Origin of the sequence: Archangium lipolyticum, assembly GCF_024623785.1 — a bacterium.
In the GTDB taxonomy this organism is placed as follows: domain Bacteria; phylum Myxococcota; class Myxococcia; order Myxococcales; family Myxococcaceae; genus Archangium; species Archangium lipolyticum.
This window is the reverse complement of sequence record NZ_JANKBZ010000013.1, coordinates 191,787-210,457: the sequence shown is the minus strand read 5'-3', so window position 1 is coordinate 210,457 and position 18,671 is coordinate 191,787. Positions and strand designations below refer to the sequence as shown.

Genomic DNA, 18,671 nt, shown 5'->3' with positions numbered 1-18,671 from the left:
TGATAATGTCAACCGCGCCACGCGGTGTTCCGCCGGACAATTCCCAGCAGGGACTCCATCGCGTTGGGCTCAGGGTCTCGCCACGGGCACCGCAGGTCGAATCCTCTCATGCCTCACACGTCTCCACCCCGCGCTCCCCTCGCCCGATCGACGCTCCTCAAGATGGGCGCACGCATCGCGGTGGTCATCGTCCTCTCCACGCTTTTCAGCTACCTGCACATGTTCCGCATGCTGCGCACCGAGGCGCTGGAGAGGTTGGAGCGGCACGTGGTGGAGCGCACCACCCGGGAGGAGGCCATCTTCCTGCTCGCCCAGGACAACCACGCCGCCTTCAATCGGGCCTTGGAGGAGCGCATCCGCTCCCTCTCCCAGGAGGAGGTGGACGCTCGCTTCGAGCGCTTGTTCGCTCGCCTTCCCGACGGCAGCATCCGCAACCGTCCCGAGAGCTTCGATGGCACGCGTCAAGTGGGACTGTTCGTTCCCCGAGGCGTTCCCATGGATGGCTGGATGCGCCGCCGGCTCGTGGCCGGGTATGAGGTACTCAGCCAGTACGGGCCCGCCTTTCGCGTCCGCTTCAAGAGCACCTTCATCACCCTGCCCGAGCAACCGGGCCTCATCTACTGGCCCGAGCGCCCCACCTACAGCCAGGATGCCCCGGCGGATGCCTCGGTGGCTTCCGCGGAGTACTTCCTCGGCAGCCTGCCCGAGAACAACCCGCAACGGGAGACGCGCTGGACCAGCGTCTACCAGGAGCGCATCAGCTCCAAATGGCTGACCACGGTCACCACGCCCCTGGACATGGATGGGCGGTATGTCGCGGCCATCAGCCACGACATCCTGCTCGAGGAGTTGATGGCCCGCACCCTCGGAGACCATCTGCCCTCCGCTTACAACGTCCTCTTCAGCGAGGACGGCGAGATCATCGCCCATCCCAAGGTGGACCTGAAACGCCCCCCCGGACAGAGCAACGCCGAGGCGCAGCAGGTCCACCTGCGCGGCATCCTCGAGCGCATGAAGACCCAGGGGCCCGGGCAGGGCGCATTCGCGCTGCCGGAGTATGGCGAGTATGTCGCCGTGTCACGCATGCGTGGCACCGGGTGGTTCTTCGCCACGATCCAGCCCGAGCACGTAGTGACCCAGGCCGCCCTGCGCGCGGCGCGCATCGTGTTGCTGCTCGGTGTGCTGTCGCTGATCATCGAGCTGGCCCTCATGTACTGGGTCCTCCGCCAGCAGATCACCCGTCCCCTGTCTGGTATCACCCAGGCCACGGCGCGCATCGCGGCTGGCGAATTCAAGGTCGAGCTGGACATCCAGCGCCAGGATGAGCTGGGACAGCTGGCCCGGGCCTTCCGCGTCATGGCCGATCGGATCCAGCACCGCGAGGAGGAGCTGCGCATGGCCAATGAGGGGCTGGAGCAGCGGGTGGAAGAGCGCACCCGGGAGCTGAAGGACGTCCACCAGCAGCTCGTCCAGACGGCACGGCGCACGGGCATGGCGGAGATCGCCACCAACGTCTTGCACAACGTGGGCAACGTGCTCAACAGCGTCTACACCGCGTCCCAGGTCGCCAAGGAGCGGGTGATGAAGATGCGCGTGGAGCATGTGACCCGGGTCGCCACCATGCTCCAGGACCGACAATCCGACCTCGCCACCTTCCTCCAGGAGGAGCGTGGACGCCACCTGCTGCCCTTCCTGGACAAGCTCGGCGAGAACCTGGTGGACGAGCGCCGGGAGGTGGTCTCCCTGCTCGAGGATGTGGGCCGTCACGCCGAGCACATCGGGGAGATCGTCAAGGTGCAGCAGGATTATGCCCGGCAGCCCAGGATGCAGGAGCCCGTCCTCCTGGAGCAACTGGTGGAGGACTCGCTGCGCATCAACTCGGCGGGGCTGTCACGGCATCAGGTGAAGATCGAGCGGCAGCTGGAGTCGCTACCGCAGGTGCTCACCGACAAGCACAAACTGCTGATGATCCTGGTCAACCTGATCAGCAACGCCAGGTACGCCATGGACCACGTGCCCGCGAATGAGCGGCTCCTCCGCATCAAGCTGGAACGTGCCACCCACGACCGCGTCCGCATCGAGCTGCACGACAATGGGATGGGCATCGCCCCGGAGATGCGCACCCGCATCTTCCAGTTCGGCTTCACCACCCGTGCGGAGGGACACGGCTTCGGGTTGCACTCCAGTGCCCTGGCGGCCCAGGAACTGGGGGGCACCCTGATGTGCCACAGCGACGGCCCCGGCAAGGGCGCCACCTTCACGTTGGAAATCCCTTATCAGCCTGCTCAGGCGGGGGCCTGAGCACGCCCTTCGCGTTACAGGAGGGACACACGCCGTCTTCTAGGCCCGGCTCGCCTCGACGGCCCTGACGGTGCCCCGCAGCCGCGCAATGAGCCCTCGGACGGCGGCCTGGAGCACCCAGCCCAGCGCCACCAGCCCGGAGAGCAGACCCACCAGGTCCCCGATGCGCGCATAGAGCGTGGGCACCCGCCCCACCGGCAGCTCCGCGCGCAGCACCCGCTCCTCCCCCGCCGTGAAGTGGTCCAGCTCGCCGTACACGCGCCCGTAGCCATCCACCGCCACCGAGAGCCCCTGGTTGACCTGGCGCACCATGCTGAAGCCCCGCTCCACCGCGCGGAACACCGCCTGCCGCGTGTGCAGCGGGCTGATGCCCTTCCAGTCGCTCGACGGCAGCAGGAGCAGCTCGAGCCCTCGCGCCGAGGCGTCGGCGAACACCGCGGGGAAGTCCCCGTCGAAGCAGATGGCTCCCCCCAGCATCCCCACTCCCTGGGCCTGGATCACCGGCAGCTCCGTGCTGCCCGGAATGGAGTGATCCGCCTCCCAACCCGGCACCGGCCGGGACTTCACGTAGCGCCACGCCACCGCCCCGTCCGGCCCCACCAGGATGAGCTCGTTGCGCAGCATCCGCTCCACCGAGGGCGTGAGGCTCGCCACCGACATGCCGAGCCACACGCTCCGCTCGCGCGCCAGTGCGCTCCCCCGCGCGATGAGGGCCTCCAGCTCCCCGGCCAGCACCACCGCGTTCCCCTCGGACCAGAGGATGAGCTTCGCCCCGCTCACGGCCTCCCGCTCCGACAGGCGCAGCAGCTCCTCGTTCACCGCGCGCGAGGCCTCGGCGAAAGCGCGCCAGTCCTCGTCGCCGAAGGCCTCGCCCTTGATGAGCCGGGACAGCCCCGCCTCGCGGCCCTTGGCTACCTCCCCCGCCACGGTGATACCCGCCACCCGGACGCGCTCGCCCACGCTCCCCGCCCCCGCGAGCCGCAGCGCGCCGAAGGCGAGGATGCCCATCAACACTCCCGCGTACACCGCCACCCCGGGCAGGACGCGGCGCCACGTGTCCCGGTGCTCGAAAGCCCAGTTGGCCACGGTGGCGAACCACGCCATGACGAACGTCAGGCCCCACAGCCCCGTCACCGACACGAGCTGCACCAGCACCGGCGCCCGGGCCTGGGTGTAGGCCAGCACGCCCCAGGTGCCGAACGGGTTGCCCATGCTGCTGAAGAGCTCCAGCCCCGTCATCGCCGCCGGCAGGAAGAGCGTCCCCAAGAAGGACGCCCGCGGCCCCACGATGAGCCGGTCCGCCAGGTACACCAGCGCGACGACCACGGCTCCACCGAAGGCCATCCCGAAGGCGCTCGCGGCGGAGCCCGGGAACACCTGCAGGTTCGCCACGCCGACGGCGACGGTGTTCGCCACCAGGAGGCTCACGAAGCCAACCGCCGGACGACGCTGCCGGGAGAAGAGGAGAAACAGGGCTCCCATCAGCCAGCCGGGCAGCAGGGCCCACTCCGTGTTCAACAGCATCAACGACCCGGTTCCACCCAACAGGGCGAGCCACGGCACGAACGCGGGCAGGCGCCGCGAGCCTTCATCCGGATGACCACTCATCGCATTCCCTCTTCTCTCGTCGAAACCTTCGTCCGGGCGAGCCGCTGGAGCGCTTCGCGCGCCTCGTCACACCAGCGCAGGTGCGCCTCCAGCCCGAGCAGCCCCGCGCGGATGGACAGGTGGCTGTAGAGCAGCTCCGGGTGGCCCTCCCGGGAGTGGCGGACGTCCTCGTCGATGCGACGCAGCGCCGCCAGCAGCCCCTCCGCCTCGGCGCGGCTGCGCTCCACCTGGGCCAGTGAGTCCTCAGGACCCACCTGGGCCCCGAAGAAGAGCTTGAGCAACAGCTCATTGCGCTCGACGTGGGGAAGCACCGGCCGCCTCAGCCACTCCGCGAGCGCCTTCCGCCCCTTCGCCGTCACCCGGTACACCTTCCGCACCCGTCCGCCCCGCGAGTGCTCCTCCCGGTCGAGCTCGACCAGGCCCTCCTCCTCCATCCGCTCCAGCGTCGGGTACAGGTTGCCGTAGCTCTCCTGCCAGAAGTGCCCCACCGACTGCTCGATGGCACCGCGCAGGTCGTATCCACTCATCGGCTCCCGGCACAGCATCCCCAGGATGGCGAACTGACAGGTGCTCTCTCTCGCCACGACTGCCTCCTCCCCCCCTATATATCAGGCTGATATATCGGTGGCTACCCCCATCGGTGGCCTGGGGCTGGCGGCGGTGCGTGGGCCCAGCGGGTTCTCCGAGCCTCTCAGCGCGCTCCGACATGGAAGCGGCGGGAATCGAACCCGTGCCTTGTGCTGGGTCGGTTGCAGGGGACCTCTATATCTTGGGCCTGCCTACCTCTTCTCAACACCCTCTAACGTGCCCACACGAGGAACCGCTCCTCGCCGTCCAGCGTTGGAGTCTCCTGATCCCCCTCATGCGGTTCAAAGTGTCCACCATGTCCTGGCGCGTGGTCTTTGTCTTCTGCGTCCTATCGTTGCTGCCCCCCCAGGCGGTGGCCCAGGAGGCGCGTCCGGCTGGAAAGTCCGTGCTCCTGCTCATTCCCGAGGATACGGCGCTGCCCGCCATGGCGACGCTCGTCGCCAGTCTCCGCTCCTCCTTGTGGGAGGCCCAGGACGGCCCGATCACTCTGGATGTCGAGAGCCTGGATCTGGGTTGGGCCCGCGGGCCTGCCTACACACACGCCCTGTACACCTGGTATCTGGCCAAGTACCGGGAGCGTCGGCCGGATGCCCTCATCGCCTTCCGCTCCGACGCCGTCCAGTTGGCCCTGCAGCTGCGCCGGGAGCTATGGCCGGATATCCCGATGATCGTCCTCTCCGAGGACGAGCGGCTCTGGGAGCAGCAGCCTCGCCCGGAGCGGGTGGCGGGCCTCTGGCTGCATTATGACATGCGGGCCACCGCGGAGCTGGCCCTGCAGCTGCTGCCTGGCACCCGGAGGCTGGCGCTCGTCAACGGCTCCAGTCCCTGGGAGCGCGCTCAGCAGGAGCAGATGGTGCGAGAGCTGCAACCGCTGCTGGCGCGGCGAAGGCTGGAGTTCATCGACCTGAGCAACCTGCCGCTGGCCGAGCTGCTCGAGCGCGCGAGGACCCTGCCCGACGACACCACTGTCCTCACCTTCACCTTCATGACCGATCCCAGCGGGAGACCCTTCGTGGGGCGCGAGATCGCACGCATGTTGCTCTCCGCCAGCAATCGGCCCTGCTTCGCCCTCCACGACACCGTCCTGGGTCTGGGGTTCGTCGGCGGAGCGCTCGTCAGCTACGAGGCCGTGGGCCAACAGCTGGGCATGCTCACCTCCCGCGTGTTGCGCGGAGAGCAGGAGGAATTCCTCGCGCCCCTGAAGCCGGCACCCGTGGACACGCTGACGGTCGATGCCCGCGCGCTGCGGCGCTGGGGCATCCCCCGCGATCGGGTGCCTCCCGGGGTGCGGCTCGCCTTCGACGAGCCCACGCTCTGGGAGCGCTACCGCTGGTGGGTCCTGGGGGCCCTGACGGTCAGCGGCCTGCAGGCGCTGGTGGCCGGGGGGCTCGTGGTGGAGCGCCGCCGCCGCATGCGTGCCCAGGCCGAGCTCCTCGAGCGCCAACGCCTGGAGAAGCTCGCGGAGATGGAGGCGCGTCGAACCCTGGATCAGCTGGCCCACGTGAGCCGGGTGGCCGCCCTGGGCGAGCTGGCCGCCTCACTGGCTCATGAGCTCAACCAGCCCCTGGCCGCCATCCTCAGCAACGCCCAGGCCGCACGCCGCCTGCTGAACGCCACCCCCGCGCAGCTGGACGAGGTGCGCGAGGCCCTCGGGGACATCATCTCCGACGACAAGCGCGCGGGCGAAGTCATTCACCGCATGCGCGCGCTGCTCAAGCGGGGGGAGCCCCGGCAGGAGCTCCACTCGCTCAATGACCTGGTGCGCGAGGTGGCGCGCCTGCTGGCCAACGACATGCACCTGCGCGGCGTGACCCTGCAGCTGGAGTTGGCCCCGTCGCTGCCCGCCGTCCAGGGGGACGGAATCCAGCTCCAACAGGTGGTGCTCAACCTGCTCATCAACGCCATGGATGCCATGGCCGATGTCCCCGCGGGCCAGCGCCAGCTGCGGGTCCGCACCGCCTCGCCAGGCCCGGGGCAGGTGGAGCTGAGCGTGCAGGACTCGGGAGGAGGGATCGAGCCGTCGCGGCTGGCCCTCATCTTCGAGCCCTTCTACTCCACCAAGGAGCACGGGCTGGGCATGGGGCTGTCCATCAGCCGCTCCATCGTCGAGGCGCACGGCGGCCGCTTGCAGGCCGAGAGCCCTCCGGCGCAGGGGGCTCTGTTACGGTGCGTGCTTCCCTCGGCGCACACGGAGTCCTCGCCATGACACAAGCCCCCGCCACCATCTTCCTCGTGGACGACGATGAGTCCGTGCTGCGGGGGCTGGTGCGGCTGCTACGGGCCGCCGGTTATGCCACGAAGCCCTTCGCCTCGCCCTCCGAGTTCCTCGCGCAGCTGTCCGGGGACACGCCGGGCTGCGCCGTGCTGGACCTGCGGATGCCGGGGCTGAACGGGCTGGAGCTGCAGCAGTCCATGGAGTCCAAGGACTGCCACCTGCCTGTCATCTTCATCTCCGGCCACGGGGATGTACCGGCCAGCGTCAGGGCCATGAAGGCCGGCGCCGTGGACTTCCTCCTCAAGCCCTTTGATGAGCAACAACTGCTGGGATCCATCTCCCAGGCCTTGCTCAAGGACGCGGCGGCCCGCGCTGGCCGCGCCGAGACAGCCGCGCTGCATGCCCGTCATGCCGACCTCACTCCCCGCGAGCGCGAGGTATGCGCGCTGGTGGCCCAGGGGCTGACCAACAAGGAGGTCGCCCAGCGGCTGGGCACCACCGAGAAGACCATCAAGGTGCACCGCGCCCGCGTCATCCAGAAGCTGGACGTGGACTCGGTGGCGGAGCTGGTGCGGTTCGTGGACCGGCTGGGCCAGGGCTGAGCCCGCGCTGTGTAAGCACTAGGTCCAATATCCATGACCTGGCACTCGGAGTAGAGATGGCCGCGCCGACATGAACGCGGCACCTCCTCTGGCTGCTGGCCGTCTGGGCCTTTCCCACCATGGACCCAGGGCCACTTCGCATGAAAAACCTACCGATCTCCCTTCTTGCCTTCTGCTTGACGCTGGCAGTCACTGGCTGCCACTGCTCTTCATCTCCATCAGACGATTTCTCGATCCGTGTCGTCCTCGCGGAGACCCGCATCTCCGCGGGTATGACGACCACCGCGAAGGCCCAGCGGGTCCATGACGATGGCCGCGTCGTCGACCTCGACGCCTCCATTTCACGGCAATGGACATCGTCCGCTCCTCGAGTGGCCTCCGTCGAACCGCAACCGGACGGCACCGTCAAAGTGACGGCTCTCGAGCCCGGTAGCGCCATCATCACAGTCAACGCGGACGAAGCCTCGGGCGAGGCAACCCTCGAGGTCACCGCCGCTCGCCTCCTCACCTCCATCACGCTCACCCCCACGACGGCTTCGGTAATCCAGGGCTCGACACAGCAGATCACCGCTCGAGGCAGCTACAGCGACGGCACCACGGGCGACGTGACGAGCAGCGCGACGTGGACGACGAGCAACACCGCCATTGCCACCGTGAGCAGCACGGGCCTGGGCACCGGCGTGGCCGGGGGTGGGCCCGTCACCATCACCGCCACCCTGGGTGACGTGAGCGGCACGGCTCAACTCAGCGTCACTGGGTGGACGTCCGCGGGGTCCATATCCACGAGCCGCTACAACCACACCGCCACGCTGACCGACTCGGGCCGGGTGCTCATCGCTGGGGGGCGCAATGGGACGACCACCCTGAGCAGTGCGGAGTTGTACGATCCAGCGACCAACGCCTGGTCTCCAGCCCGTGCCATGTCCAACGGCCGCTTCGCTCACGCCTCCCTATTGCTCCCCTTTGGTTACGTGCTCGTCAGTGGGGGGACCAATGGGACGACCCCCCTGCGCGCTGCGGAGGTGTACGATGCAGCGACCGACTCCTGGTTCAACGCCGGTTACTTCTACGTGGGCCGCTACGATCACACCATGACGTTGCTCCCCTCGGGCAATGTGCTCGTCACCGGCGGCACCGATGGCACCAACGCTCTAGCCACTGCGGAGGTGTACGACCCGCTCGTCAACCGCTGGGATAAGGCCAGCCCCATGAGCACCGCCCGCTTCAACCACACCGCCACATTGCTCCCCTCGGGCAAGGTCCTCGTCTCAGGGGGGTCCAATGGCTCCGGGAGCTTGAGCAGCGCCGAGGTGTACGACCCGGACACCAATACGTGGGCTCCAGCTGCCTCCATGGTGACGGGCCATGGCCTTCACGCGGCCACGCTGCTCCCCTCTGGCAAGGTGCTCATCTCAGGGGGTCAATCGCTCACCGCTCCCTCTTCCTCTGAGCTGTATGATCCAGGCACCAACAGCTGGTCCGCGGCTGGCGCCATGGTCGAAGGCCGCTCCCGCCACACCGCCACGCTGCTCGCTTCGGGCCAGGTGCTCATCGCGGGGGGCGACGGCAGCAGCGATGACAACACCGCGGAGTTGTACAACCCAGCCACCTCTTCCTGGTCCGCGACCGCCTCCATGGCCGCGCCCCGCGGAGCTCACACCGCGACGCTGCTTCCCTCAGGCAGGGTTCTCGTCGTGGGTGGCGAAGATGGCACCCGCCCACTTGCCACGGCGGAAGTGTACGTGCCCTGAGCGCAAAGCCTCTCTGAGGTTGCATTGAACCCGCGGGCGAGTGATTTATCGACTGCCCTTCAGAGGCCAGATCGAAAAAATGGGTAGGGCCGATGGAACAAGTTGAGGCCCTTCCCCAACCGAAGCACCGCAGTGACGCGACACTTCAACACCTACACAGAGGAGAAGAGTCCACATGAGCAGCCAGTCCTTCAACCCGTCAACGATCAATTCCTACATCCTTTTCAACCACAACTACAACGTCATCCCAGTGAAAATCCGGCTGAAGGATGCATCGGACCCTGGCGCCATCAATCTGGGGCCGAGCCAGAGTCTAACGTTCGAGGTGAGATATTCGGGCGGAAAGGCCAAGTTCTACTATACCAACAAAGAGGTGCAGCAGATCGACCTCAACAACGGCAGCTCATCCGACGACCTGAATACGCCCAACTCGGACAACAACGGTTACAACACCCTGCGTTACGTTCCTAGCAATCGTCAGGGCGCCTCGGATATAATCAATTTCGACGTCAACACCTTTGAGACGCTCTTCACCGACAATGACGGCATTGCCGGGGGCGGGACGGCCATCTTCACGCAGGCCATTCAGGGCTCTGCCATCCGGACTGCGCTCAGCAGCACGTAACTACTCGTCGGCCCCCGCGGCGGGCCCATCCCCCCCGGGCCGTCTCCCGTCGTGGGCTCCCGCGCTGTCGGCTTCAGCGGAAAAAGAAAACCCCGGCTCGCCTGATGGCGACCGGGGCTTTGCTATACCTCAACAGGGCCCCCATCCCGCCTATACACTAGCGCGGCTTCTGGAGAGAGAGTCCAAGCTTCTTCTTCAATACCTCTCCAATCCGCGCGAGCTCACTGGCATCTCGAGAACCTATCGAGACGCCCATTCCTTGTTTCTCGAACTGCGTAATACCAATTGCCGTGTCGCCGCGCTCCGCGCAAACACAGATGCTGTCGGAGAACCATTCTTCCTCGAAGCCAAGCTCGAGAATGACGCGGCGGGCCTCATCCACTCTGTTCATCAATCCTAGCGCTGCATAGGACGAAGCATAGAAGGCATAGGAAGGCCGGGTGTACAGCCGAAATCCAAGAAAGGCATTTCTGAACAAGAGCCCCATCAATGATTCTGCGTAGAGGCCATAGACCTTGTTGCCTTCCGTGAATACGACGCGTGGCTCTCCTGTGGGGACGATTTCCAGGCAGATGTCAGATGAGATGCTTCCGGTCCCGATGACGATGCAATGGGGCGGGAACCCTTCGTCCTCCGACAAGGAGTCGCGATAGTAATCAATCATGGCCGAGATGTCCGTCGTGCCATCCATCCCCACGTCCAGATCTCCGTCTCCATGACCCATGCGCGCGAGGAAGGCCTCGTAAACCCCGGGGAGGGGGAGTCCCGTCAGACGAGCCAGCGCCTGAATCTCCTGAGCGGTCGCACCGCGGATTCGCGCTGGGAAGCCTGGATCCCACTGCGATGCACGCGCGATGAACTCATCCATGGATACATTCATGCCAGCTCAGGGCTCGCAGAAGCCGCCGCGCACCCACTCGTTGGCGACGTCTCTGTTGAACTTGAAGGTCACGGGCACGCGATGCTTCGCGACGGTCGCGCCAGTGTCGTCGATGGCGGAGAGCAGCGCGTGGGGCTCATACTCATCGGCCACGATCTCGAGCCGAACCTCGTACCAGCGGCCCTCCCAGGCGATGGAGAGCTTCTTGGTCATGGCCTGGTCGCGCTGTCGCGCGGAGCGGTCCAGGACCTCCGAGGCCGTTTTCACGAAGGTCGCGAACGCCGTCGCATCGAAGGGCTTGGGGTTCTTCTTGTCGCGGCCCATCACCCACGGACTGATGAGGACAGGCTCGGCGAGCCCCTGCTTGCGGATTTCCACGGCCCAGCCGTCGTCCTCCTCGTTCTTGATGACCCTGGCCGTCCAGCCGTTCTTCCGCCAGAACGTGGGCTCCATGACTTCGGGCTCGGCAGGCGTGCGCTCGTCGCTCATGGGCGTTCCTCATACCCTGCGATTGCCATTTTCCAGAGAAGTATCTGCCCCCTGCACATTGCCCCCGTTCCTCTTATGCGCTTCAAATCCCCTTGCTCGACAAACGGTCTTCCCTACTCTCCTCCGGGCACCCGATCCACGGGAGCGCGAAGCCCGGAGGAAGTAGCCCGATGAAGTCCCTGCGTTCGTCCTTGTTGATGCTCGGATGGCTGTCCCTGTCCCTGGGATGCCAGCCCGAGGAAACCCTTCTAGCGCCCGGCAGCGGGCTGGAAACCCGGGGCGAGTCCCTGTCCGATCTGGTCGGGAGCTGGTCCACCACCGCGTCCTCGGGAGGCCCGTTCCAGGTGGCCACCTTGATGCGTGGCACGGGCGATGTGCTGACCCAGTATTGCGGCATCGCGTACGTGTACAACCCGTACACGGACACGTGGCGGTCGTCGGGGATGATGAGCTCGCTGAGCCGTTGCGCCTACACCTTGACGGAGCTCCCCTCCGGCAAGGTGCTGGCTGCCGGCGGAGACATCGGCCCGAAGTACTCGGCCAGCAGGACGGAGCTGTACGACCCCGCCACCTCCACGTGGAGCACCCTCCCGAGCACCTTGAGCTCGCCCCGCTACCGGCACACCGCGACGCTGCTCGACTCGGGTCAGGTGCTGCTGGTGGGCGGCTACGGCTACCGGGAGCAGCGGACCATCCAGGGCACGGAGCTGTACACCCCGGAGACGGACACGTGGAGCATCGCGGGCAGCACCCTCATCCCCCGGTCGTCGCACACCGCGACGCTGCTCTACTCGGGCAAGGTGCTGGTGGCGGGGGGTGAAGCCTCCTCGCTCGAGTCGCACGCCTCGGCGGAGCTCTACGATCCGGCCACGAACACCTGGACGCTCACCGCCAGCATGGCCCGGGCGCGCAAGTACCACCTCGCGGTCCGGCTCTACTCGGGCTACGTGATGGTGCTGGGCGGCGCGCATCCTACGGAGACCTCCGTGGAGATGTTCGACCCGTACAACGAGCGGTGGTTCGCGGGCCCGACGCTGCCGTTCAGCGGCCCCTACTCCGCGACGATGCTCTTCTCGGGTGAGGTGCTGGTGACGGGCAGCTCCGGGCGGGCGGCTGTGTACGACCCGTCGACGAACACGTGGCTCCCCGCCGCGACCATGAACCAGATCCGCGGGGCGGCCGTCCCGGTGCTGCTCCACACCGGGCAGGTGCAGGTGTTCGGCCCCAACGGCCTGTCCGAGCGCTTCACGCGCTGACCCCGCGAGAGGTCCGGCCGCCCAGTCATCTTCCAGTCACGCTTCGCGTGCAACCCGACGCGAAGCGCCATGGCGACCACCGAGAGGAAAGTCCGATGACCCTCCTCTTGTCCAACCTCCTGAAGTTCGCGGTCCGCTGCGGGGTTACTGCTTCGTGGTGTAGTTGGCCGGGACGTAGACGTAGCCCTTGCCCTCGGACCTCACGTGGCCGAGGCCCGGGAACGAGACGTGGGCCAGGCCCACCCAGTAGCCCTGCTTCGCCGCGTCGGCGAGGGCCTTCTTGCGCTGGGCCGCCGCCGCCTTCGAGTCAACGTCGAACTGGACGGTCACCGACGGCTCGGGGAACTGCACCGCCGCCACGTGCAACAGGTCTCCCCACAGCATCAGCTTCTGGCCCTTGCTCTCCACGGCGTAGGTGCTGTGACCGGGGGTGTGGCCGGCGGCCGTGATGGCCTTGATGCCAGGCACCAGCTCGGTGTCACCCTCGAAGGGCTCGAGCTTGCCCGCCGTGGCGTACGGGGTCAGCATCGCCATGGCGTTCTGGAACCCCGACTGCGCCTCCGCGGGCGCCTTCTTCATGTTGTCGGCGCTCATCCAGTAGTCCGCCTCGGCCTTGGCCAGGTGCACGGTGGCGTTCGGGAAGCTCCGCTTGTCCCCGGTCATCAATCCGCCCATGTGATCCGGGTGCAGGTGGGTGATGAGCACGGCGTCGATCTGCTCCGGCTGATAGCCGGCCGCCTTCAGGTTCGCCAGCAGCTTGCCGAGCGTCGGGCCATAGAGGTTGCCAGCGCCCGTATCCACCAGCACCAGCTGGGAGCCGGTGTTGATGAGGAAGGCATTGAACGAGCTCTCCACGGGCGTCTTGAGGAACGCGCGCGCGAACGCCTTCTCCACCTGGGCGGGCTTGACGTTGGTCAGCATCTTGTCCAAAGGCAATTCGAGGGTGCCATCGGACAGGGCGGTGATCTCGAAGTCGCCCAGCATCATGCGGTAGTAGCCCGGCGCCTGGGTCTTGACCTGGGGCGCGGCGGCCTGCGCGGTGGTGGGCACGAGCGCGGCACCGCTCGCGGCGGTGAGGACCGCGGCGACCGCGGCACGCCAGGGGAAGGTACGCAGCTTCATCGGGAGTCTCCGGATGGGGGGTGGATCCGCCAGCGTTATGCTTCAACTTCCGCCTCGCCCCAAATTCAGTTCAGCCCCTCCAGAGTCATGCTGACAGGCGTCTCTCACCACCAAGTGCTGAAGCAAGGACCCCGCTCCACCGGGAAGGGGAAAAGAAAACCCCGGCTCGCCTGATGGCGGCCGGGGCCTTGCTACATCCAATGGAGGCGGCGGGAATCGAACCCGCCGCCTGGCACGCCCAGAGCGGGGCTGGCGGAGTTTCGTGGGAGCCTGGCAGTAGCCTACCCGTCAATCACTCACCCTGTCACGGGACCACGCCCGGGAGCGCGGCGGCCTGACGGATCCACGAGGTAAATTGCGCCTCGTCGAATTTCCCCTCGTAGATGTCGTAGTAGCGGACGTCCTTCACCTTGGACGCGCCGGGGGGAAGCGGCTCGAGCGACGTGCCCCGGAAGAAGGTCACCTTGACGTACTTGTCGAAGCAGTGAAACGAGGTGAAGTAGCCCACCTCGCCGACGCCGAAGAACGGCGTGTTCCACTTCACCGCCTTCCTCACGCCCGGGACGGTGCGGACGATGATCTCGTCGATTCGGCGGCCGATGTCGCGCTTCCATCCGGGCATCGCTTCGATGAAGGCCCGCACCGGCGCGTCGCCCTCGCCCTTCGGAATCTGAGGGTTGCCGCCTGACAGGAGCTTCGGCTTCGCGGCGCGCGGAGCGCCGCTGCTGGCGGTTCGAGACCGTCCCGACTTCATCGCGGTCTTCCGTGGCTTCGAGGGCGACTTCGCAGGCATCGTCCTTCACTCCGTCACGCGGCGACTGACACCACCGGCTTGAGTACGTAGCGACCATACGCCACGAAGGCGACCAGAACACCCATCACGAGCGCCCAGATCATCGGGTTCTCGGGCGTCATCTTCGTCGAATGACGCGCGTACAGCGCGGCGAGCGCGAACGTCTCGAGCGTGAGCACCGCGGCCGCGTGCGCGGTGAGACCAGGCATCCACTTCAACGCCGCCGGAACGATCAGCAGCACGCCACCGGCCATCTCGAGGAAGCCGAGCGCCTGCCATACCCCGTGGGGGACCTCGCTGAACTGGCTCGCGAGTTGCTGAAACGAGAACGCCTTGTACGACCCGCCCGCGAGGAACAGCAGCGCGAGGACGGCCTGAAGACTCCAGAAGACGATGTTCATATGTGGTGGCTCGGTGATCAGGCCTTGAGGGCCGGGTTGTCGCTGACAGGAGAAGGCAGAGCGGCGCCGCCCGACGCCTTCTCGAGCGTCTTGGCGAGCTTTCCGTGCATCATCTTCCAGCCGAACTCGGCGCCGTGGAACGCCTGGTCCTCCTTGAAGCCGGAGTGCTCGAAGAGCACGCGCGTTCCATCGCCATCGGCCTCGAGGCGGTAGCTGACGCGCGTATCCAGCCAGCCCTCGCCAACGACCCACGTGAACTCGAGCTCGGACGGAGGAAGGCACCGGAGCACCTCGCAGTGCACGACGAGACCATCGAACCTGGCCCGAGGGTCTGGAGGCACGCGGAACGTGAAGCGATGCCCGACGCGCGGCTCGAAGTCGTTCGGGTACATCCAGTCGGCGAGCGCCTCGCTGGTCGCGAGCGCGCGCCACACTACGGCGGGCGACTGGGTGAACTTCAGCTCCCGTCGGATTGTCTTCGTCATCATCGCTCGTTGCCCTTCTCGAGGTGCCGCCGCAGGCGGGTGAAATTGTCGTCCCAGAACCGCTCGTAGTGAGCGAGCCAGTCGCGCACCGGCTCCAGTCGCTCCGGCACGAGGCGGTACCGCCGTTCCCTGCCGTGCCGTTGCTCGGTGACGAGACCCGCATCGAGGAGCACGCGCAGGTGCTGAGACACCGCCGGGCGGCTCATCTCGAAGTTCTCGGCGATCGCATTCACCGGGCGGTCGCCGTCGACCAGCAGGTCGAGCATGCGGCGCCGCGCCGGATGGCTGATCGCTCCGAACACCCCGGGTTCCGTGTGCATCATCGCCCGCCGATAATGCGTAAGGAGATGCTTACGTGTCAAGCGGCTAGAACGTCGTCACCACTCCCTGATTTCTTGGAAAGTGACAGGTCTTGTTCAGGCGAGATCACGGCGCCGGAGCACCAGGACTCCCGTGGTACCCAGGGCCGCGGCCAGACCTGTCAACACCAGCAGAGGGGTGACAGTGAATGCTCCGCCCGAGAGGATCCGCGGAAGGTGGTGGAAGGGGATGGCCTGATTCGCCACGGCGTACTCCAGGCCGAGAATGGGACCGAGGACCTCCCCGAAGACGTTGATGAACAGGAACGCCGCCCAACTGATGGCGGAGGCGAAGCGCGGAACAACACCGTACGCGAACACCGCGACCCCAGCGACCACCCAGACCGCGGGCACCTGGATCAGCGCACCCGCGAGGCTTCGGGAGAGCTGGAGCGCCAGTTCACCCGTGTTGCTCCCATGAACGAGCCCGAGGGCGATGCCGCTCGCGGCCATCACCGCCACGGGTCCCAGGACCACGAAGACCAGGTGGCTGGCGGCCCAGCGCACCCGCCCGACGGCGGTCGATAGCACCAGCTCGGCGCGGCCCTGCTCCTCCTCGGAGCGCAGACGCAGCGTCACCAGGATGGGATGGAGCGTGGCGAGGTATCCCAGGCTGAGCAGGAGGACCCATGCGAGGAGATCGCTGAAGCGGACGTTCGGGCCACCGCCATAGCGGTTGACGATTTCCCGCCACCAGGGGTTCTGGCTGCCGACCTCATTCAATCCCTGGAGCAGGCCGCCCACGAAGGCGCCGAGCAGGGCGAAGGCGCTCATCCACCCCAGCAACAGCCCTCGTTGCAGACGCCAGGCGAGCGCCAGCGGGCTCCTGAGTCCGGGAGTGTCCTCGGGGGCGGGTCGTGAAGGCAGCACGCCCGAGCCCAGGTCCCGGCTCGCCACCAGCACATGCGCGACCCCCGCGAGGACGAGGGTCACGAGCACGGGCAGACCGAGGACCCACCAGCGACGGTCCGCGAACGGCTCGGCCAGATGGCTCCATCCCTGAGGCGACAACCATCTCAACCAGAGCTGTCCGCTTCCATCCGCCACGAAGCGCAGCACGTACCCAGCTCCGAGCGAGGCGAAGGCCATCCCCGCCGCCATGCGCGTACTCGCGCCCAGTTGTGCCGCCAATGCCGCTACCGCCGCGAAGACGCACCCCGGGGCCGCCAGCGCGCACCCGAACGCGAGCGACCCAACGGGCTCGCACCCCAGGGCGATCCACCCGAGCGCACAGAGCAGTCCGGTCAGCACGCTGGCTCCGCACGCCAGGAGGAGCGTCGCGGTCAGCGGGGCGAAGCGCCCAATCCCTCCCGCGGCCAACAACTCGAGCCGCCCGCTCTCCTCCTCGGCCCGGGTATGCCGGATGACAAGCAACGCGGTCATCAGCCCCAACAGGCTGTAGAGGATGTCTCCAATCTTCCAGGCCGCGAGTGACTCGAGGCGGGCGTTGGAGAGCTGCCCACCGAACGCGAGCGTCAGGGTGTTGTGGCGGACGAACTCCGCGAAGTCCTGGCGCAATGGCTCGGTGGGGAAGACGCGCGCGTAGTGGAGCACCGTTCCCACCACCATGACCACGAGCAGGAGGAGCCACGCGGGCATGGAGAACCGCTCGCGCCGCAGGAGATGCCGCAGCAACAGGCCCGTTCCCTCCCAGGCGCTCACGGGGACACCGCCTCGGAGGTGCGCGTGGGGACAGCTTCCGCGGGTCCTTGCGTCTGGTAGTGCCGCATGAACAGCTCCTCGAGGGTGGGGGGCTGGCTGACGAGGCTGCGCAGGCCCAGGGTGGTGAGGTGCCGGAGCACAGCATTGAGCTCGGTGGCGTCGACCTCACAGCGCAGCCGGGTGCCATCGACCTGCACCGCATGCACGCCCGGCCATCCCTCCATCCCGGACGGAGCGTTCCGCAGCTCCGCCGACAGCGTGGTCCGGGACAGGTGGCGCAGTTGCGCGAGGGTGCCGCTCTCGACCGTGCGCCCGTTGCGGATGATGCTCAAGCGATCACAGAGCGCCTCCACCTCGCCGAGGATGTGGCTGGAGAGCAGCACGGTCCGCCCCTGGCGCCGCTCCTCGAGGATGCACTCCTGGAACACGCTCTCCATCAAGGGATCGAGCCCCGAGGTGGGTTCGTCCAGGATGAGCAACTCCACGTTGGAGGCTAGCGCCGCGATGAGGGCGACCTTCTGCCGGTTCCCCTTGGAGTAGGTGCGCCCCGGCTTCCGGGGATCCAGCGCGAAGCGCTCCTGGAGCTGCGCGCAACGACGGGTGTCGAGTCCTCCACGCAGCTGGCCGAGCAGGTGGATCACCTCACCGCCCGTGAGGTTTGGCCACAGAGACACGTCTCCCGGCACATAGGCGAGCCGTCGGTGCAGCCGGGTGGCGTCCTTCCAGGGATCCCCGTCCAGAAGCCGGACCTCGCCCGCGTCCGCCCGCATCAGCCCCAGCAGCACCCGGAGCGTGGTGGACTTGCCCGCTCCATTCGGGCCGAGGAAGCCGTGTACCTCGCCGGTTCGCACGGACAGCTCGAGCCCATCGAGCGCCCGTGTCTGGCCGAACGACTTGATCAGGCCCTTGATCTGGATCGCGATTGACATGGGGTGAAGATATCGAGTTTTCACAAATTTGTGAAAACATTAATGATTGTGGGAGTTTCGCGGATGTTGGAGAACAAGGAGGGAGGATGTGGCCATGGGGAAGAGAGCGGGGGCGAAGCGTGACGAGGTGGCCGTGAGCCGGTTCGTCGAGCGTTTCGCCCTGGCCCTGTCGGACAATGGGTTCCCACGCATGCCCGCCCGGGTGTTCGCGGGTCTGCTGACCGCGGAAAAGGAGACTCGAACGGCGGCCGAGCTGGCCCAGCAACTCCGGGTGAGTGCGGCGGCCATCTCCGGGGCCGTGCGCTATCTGGAGCAGGTGGGCCTGGTGGAGCGCGGGCGAGAGCCGGGACAACGCAGCGACCACTACCGGGTCGTCTCCAACGCCTGGTACGAGGCGCTCGCCCGGCGCGACCAGATACTCCTGCGGTTCGAGCAGGTGCTGCGGGAGGGGATCGACGCGGTGGGCGCGGAGAGCCTGACCGGTCTCCGGTTGGATGAGACGCGGCAGTTCTTCGAGTTCATGCGGAGCGAGATGCCGCGCTTGCTGATGAAATGGCGGGAGCAGCGCTCCGCGAAGAGCCAGGGCTGAACGTGCGACTCCGGCC

The 18,671-nt window shown here is 67.0% G+C and carries 18 protein-coding genes; 7 read left to right on the top strand and 11 right to left on the bottom strand.

Going from position 1 to position 18,671, the window contains the following annotated elements; genetic code table 11:
- Positions 1 to 162: 162 nt before the first annotated feature.
- Positions 163 to 2,301 carry an ATP-binding protein gene (locus NR810_RS27020; protein WP_257456518.1) on the top strand — a complete coding sequence of 713 codons (2,139 nt, stop codon included), beginning with the start codon at positions 163 to 165 and terminating at the stop codon, positions 2,299 to 2,301.
- A gap of 39 nt (positions 2,302 to 2,340) precedes the next feature.
- Here the strand turns inward: NR810_RS27020 and NR810_RS27015 are convergent, their stop codons facing one another.
- On the bottom strand, positions 2,341 to 3,909 hold the full coding sequence (locus tag NR810_RS27015; protein ID WP_257456517.1) for a nitrilase-related carbon-nitrogen hydrolase: 1,569 nt from the start codon (positions 3,907 to 3,909) through the stop codon (positions 2,341 to 2,343).
- Entirely contained in the window at positions 3,906 to 4,493 is a 588-nt protein-coding gene (locus NR810_RS27010) for a PadR family transcriptional regulator (protein ID WP_257456516.1), read from the bottom strand. Before NR810_RS27010 ends, NR810_RS27015 begins: the two co-directional genes overlap by 4 nt.
- 299 nt (positions 4,494 to 4,792) lie before the next feature.
- Here NR810_RS27010 and NR810_RS27005 point away from each other — a divergent pair, with 299 nt between their 5' ends.
- The 4 genes from NR810_RS27005 to NR810_RS26990 all read left to right on the top strand — a co-directional run bounded on the left by NR810_RS27005 (position 4,793) and on the right by NR810_RS26990 (position 9,690).
- Positions 4,793 to 6,703 carry a sensor histidine kinase gene (locus tag NR810_RS27005; RefSeq protein WP_257456515.1) on the top strand — a complete coding sequence of 637 codons (1,911 nt, stop codon included), beginning with the start codon at positions 4,793 to 4,795 and terminating at the stop codon, positions 6,701 to 6,703.
- The gene (locus NR810_RS27000) at positions 6,700 to 7,314 is read left to right on the top strand and encodes a response regulator transcription factor (protein ID WP_257456514.1); all 615 of its coding nucleotides are present in this window, start codon (positions 6,700 to 6,702) and stop codon (positions 7,312 to 7,314) included. Before NR810_RS27005 ends, NR810_RS27000 begins: the two co-directional genes overlap by 4 nt.
- Positions 7,315 to 7,586: 272 nt before the next feature.
- The gene (locus NR810_RS26995; protein ID WP_257456513.1) at positions 7,587 to 9,065 is read left to right on the top strand and encodes a kelch repeat-containing protein; all 1,479 of its coding nucleotides are present in this window, start codon (positions 7,587 to 7,589) and stop codon (positions 9,063 to 9,065) included.
- A gap of 175 nt (positions 9,066 to 9,240) precedes the next feature.
- Entirely contained in the window at positions 9,241 to 9,690 is a 450-nt protein-coding gene (locus NR810_RS26990; RefSeq protein WP_257456512.1) for a hypothetical protein, read from the top strand.
- Positions 9,691 to 9,847: 157 nt separating this feature from the next.
- Here NR810_RS26990 and NR810_RS26985 read toward each other — a convergent pair whose 3' ends face one another.
- Complete coding sequence (locus tag NR810_RS26985; RefSeq protein WP_257456511.1) at positions 9,848 to 10,558, bottom strand: SMI1/KNR4 family protein; 711 nt, start codon at positions 10,556 to 10,558, stop codon at positions 9,848 to 9,850.
- 18 nt (positions 10,559 to 10,576) lie between these two features.
- Complete coding sequence (locus NR810_RS26980) at positions 10,577 to 11,059, bottom strand: hypothetical protein (RefSeq protein ID WP_257456509.1); 483 nt, start codon at positions 11,057 to 11,059, stop codon at positions 10,577 to 10,579.
- Positions 11,060 to 11,229: 170 nt separating this feature from the next.
- On the opposite strand from NR810_RS26980, the gene NR810_RS26975 reads away from it, so the two are divergent.
- Positions 11,230 to 12,315, top strand: a complete 1,086-nt coding sequence (locus NR810_RS26975; RefSeq protein ID WP_257456508.1) for a Kelch repeat-containing protein — start codon at positions 11,230 to 11,232, stop codon at positions 12,313 to 12,315.
- A gap of 144 nt (positions 12,316 to 12,459) precedes the next feature.
- Here NR810_RS26975 and NR810_RS26970 read toward each other — a convergent pair whose 3' ends face one another.
- The 7 genes from NR810_RS26970 to NR810_RS26940 all read right to left on the bottom strand — a co-directional run bounded on the left by NR810_RS26970 (position 12,460) and on the right by NR810_RS26940 (position 18,066).
- Positions 12,460 to 13,437, bottom strand: coding sequence for an MBL fold metallo-hydrolase (locus NR810_RS26970; protein WP_257456506.1), 978 nt, complete (start codon positions 13,435 to 13,437; stop codon positions 12,460 to 12,462).
- Positions 13,438 to 13,741: 304 nt separating this feature from the next.
- Positions 13,742 to 14,230 (bottom strand): DUF1801 domain-containing protein, encoded by a 489-nt coding sequence (locus tag NR810_RS26965; RefSeq protein ID WP_257456505.1) that lies wholly within the window; start codon positions 14,228 to 14,230, stop codon positions 13,742 to 13,744.
- Between the two features lie 14 nt (positions 14,231 to 14,244).
- Positions 14,245 to 14,631, bottom strand: coding sequence for a DoxX family protein (locus NR810_RS26960; protein ID WP_257456503.1), 387 nt, complete (start codon positions 14,629 to 14,631; stop codon positions 14,245 to 14,247).
- A gap of 17 nt (positions 14,632 to 14,648) precedes the next feature.
- Positions 14,649 to 15,119 (bottom strand): SRPBCC family protein, encoded by a 471-nt coding sequence (locus NR810_RS26955; RefSeq protein WP_257456501.1) that lies wholly within the window; start codon positions 15,117 to 15,119, stop codon positions 14,649 to 14,651.
- Positions 15,116 to 15,418 (bottom strand): ArsR/SmtB family transcription factor, encoded by a 303-nt coding sequence (locus tag NR810_RS26950; protein WP_245814537.1) that lies wholly within the window; start codon positions 15,416 to 15,418, stop codon positions 15,116 to 15,118. The genes NR810_RS26955 and NR810_RS26950 overlap by 4 nt, the downstream gene beginning before the upstream one ends.
- 114 nt (positions 15,419 to 15,532) lie before the next feature.
- Entirely contained in the window at positions 15,533 to 17,137 is a 1,605-nt protein-coding gene (locus NR810_RS26945) for an ABC transporter permease (protein WP_257456497.1), read from the bottom strand.
- Positions 17,134 to 18,066 carry an ABC transporter ATP-binding protein gene (locus tag NR810_RS26940; protein WP_257456496.1) on the bottom strand — a complete coding sequence of 311 codons (933 nt, stop codon included), beginning with the start codon at positions 18,064 to 18,066 and terminating at the stop codon, positions 17,134 to 17,136. Before NR810_RS26940 ends, NR810_RS26945 begins: the two co-directional genes overlap by 4 nt.
- A 94-nt stretch (positions 18,067 to 18,160) precedes the next feature.
- Here NR810_RS26940 and NR810_RS26935 point away from each other — a divergent pair, with 94 nt between their 5' ends.
- The gene (locus NR810_RS26935) at positions 18,161 to 18,655 is read left to right on the top strand and encodes a GbsR/MarR family transcriptional regulator (protein ID WP_257456495.1); all 495 of its coding nucleotides are present in this window, start codon (positions 18,161 to 18,163) and stop codon (positions 18,653 to 18,655) included.
- Positions 18,656 to 18,671: the final 16 nt, after the last annotated feature.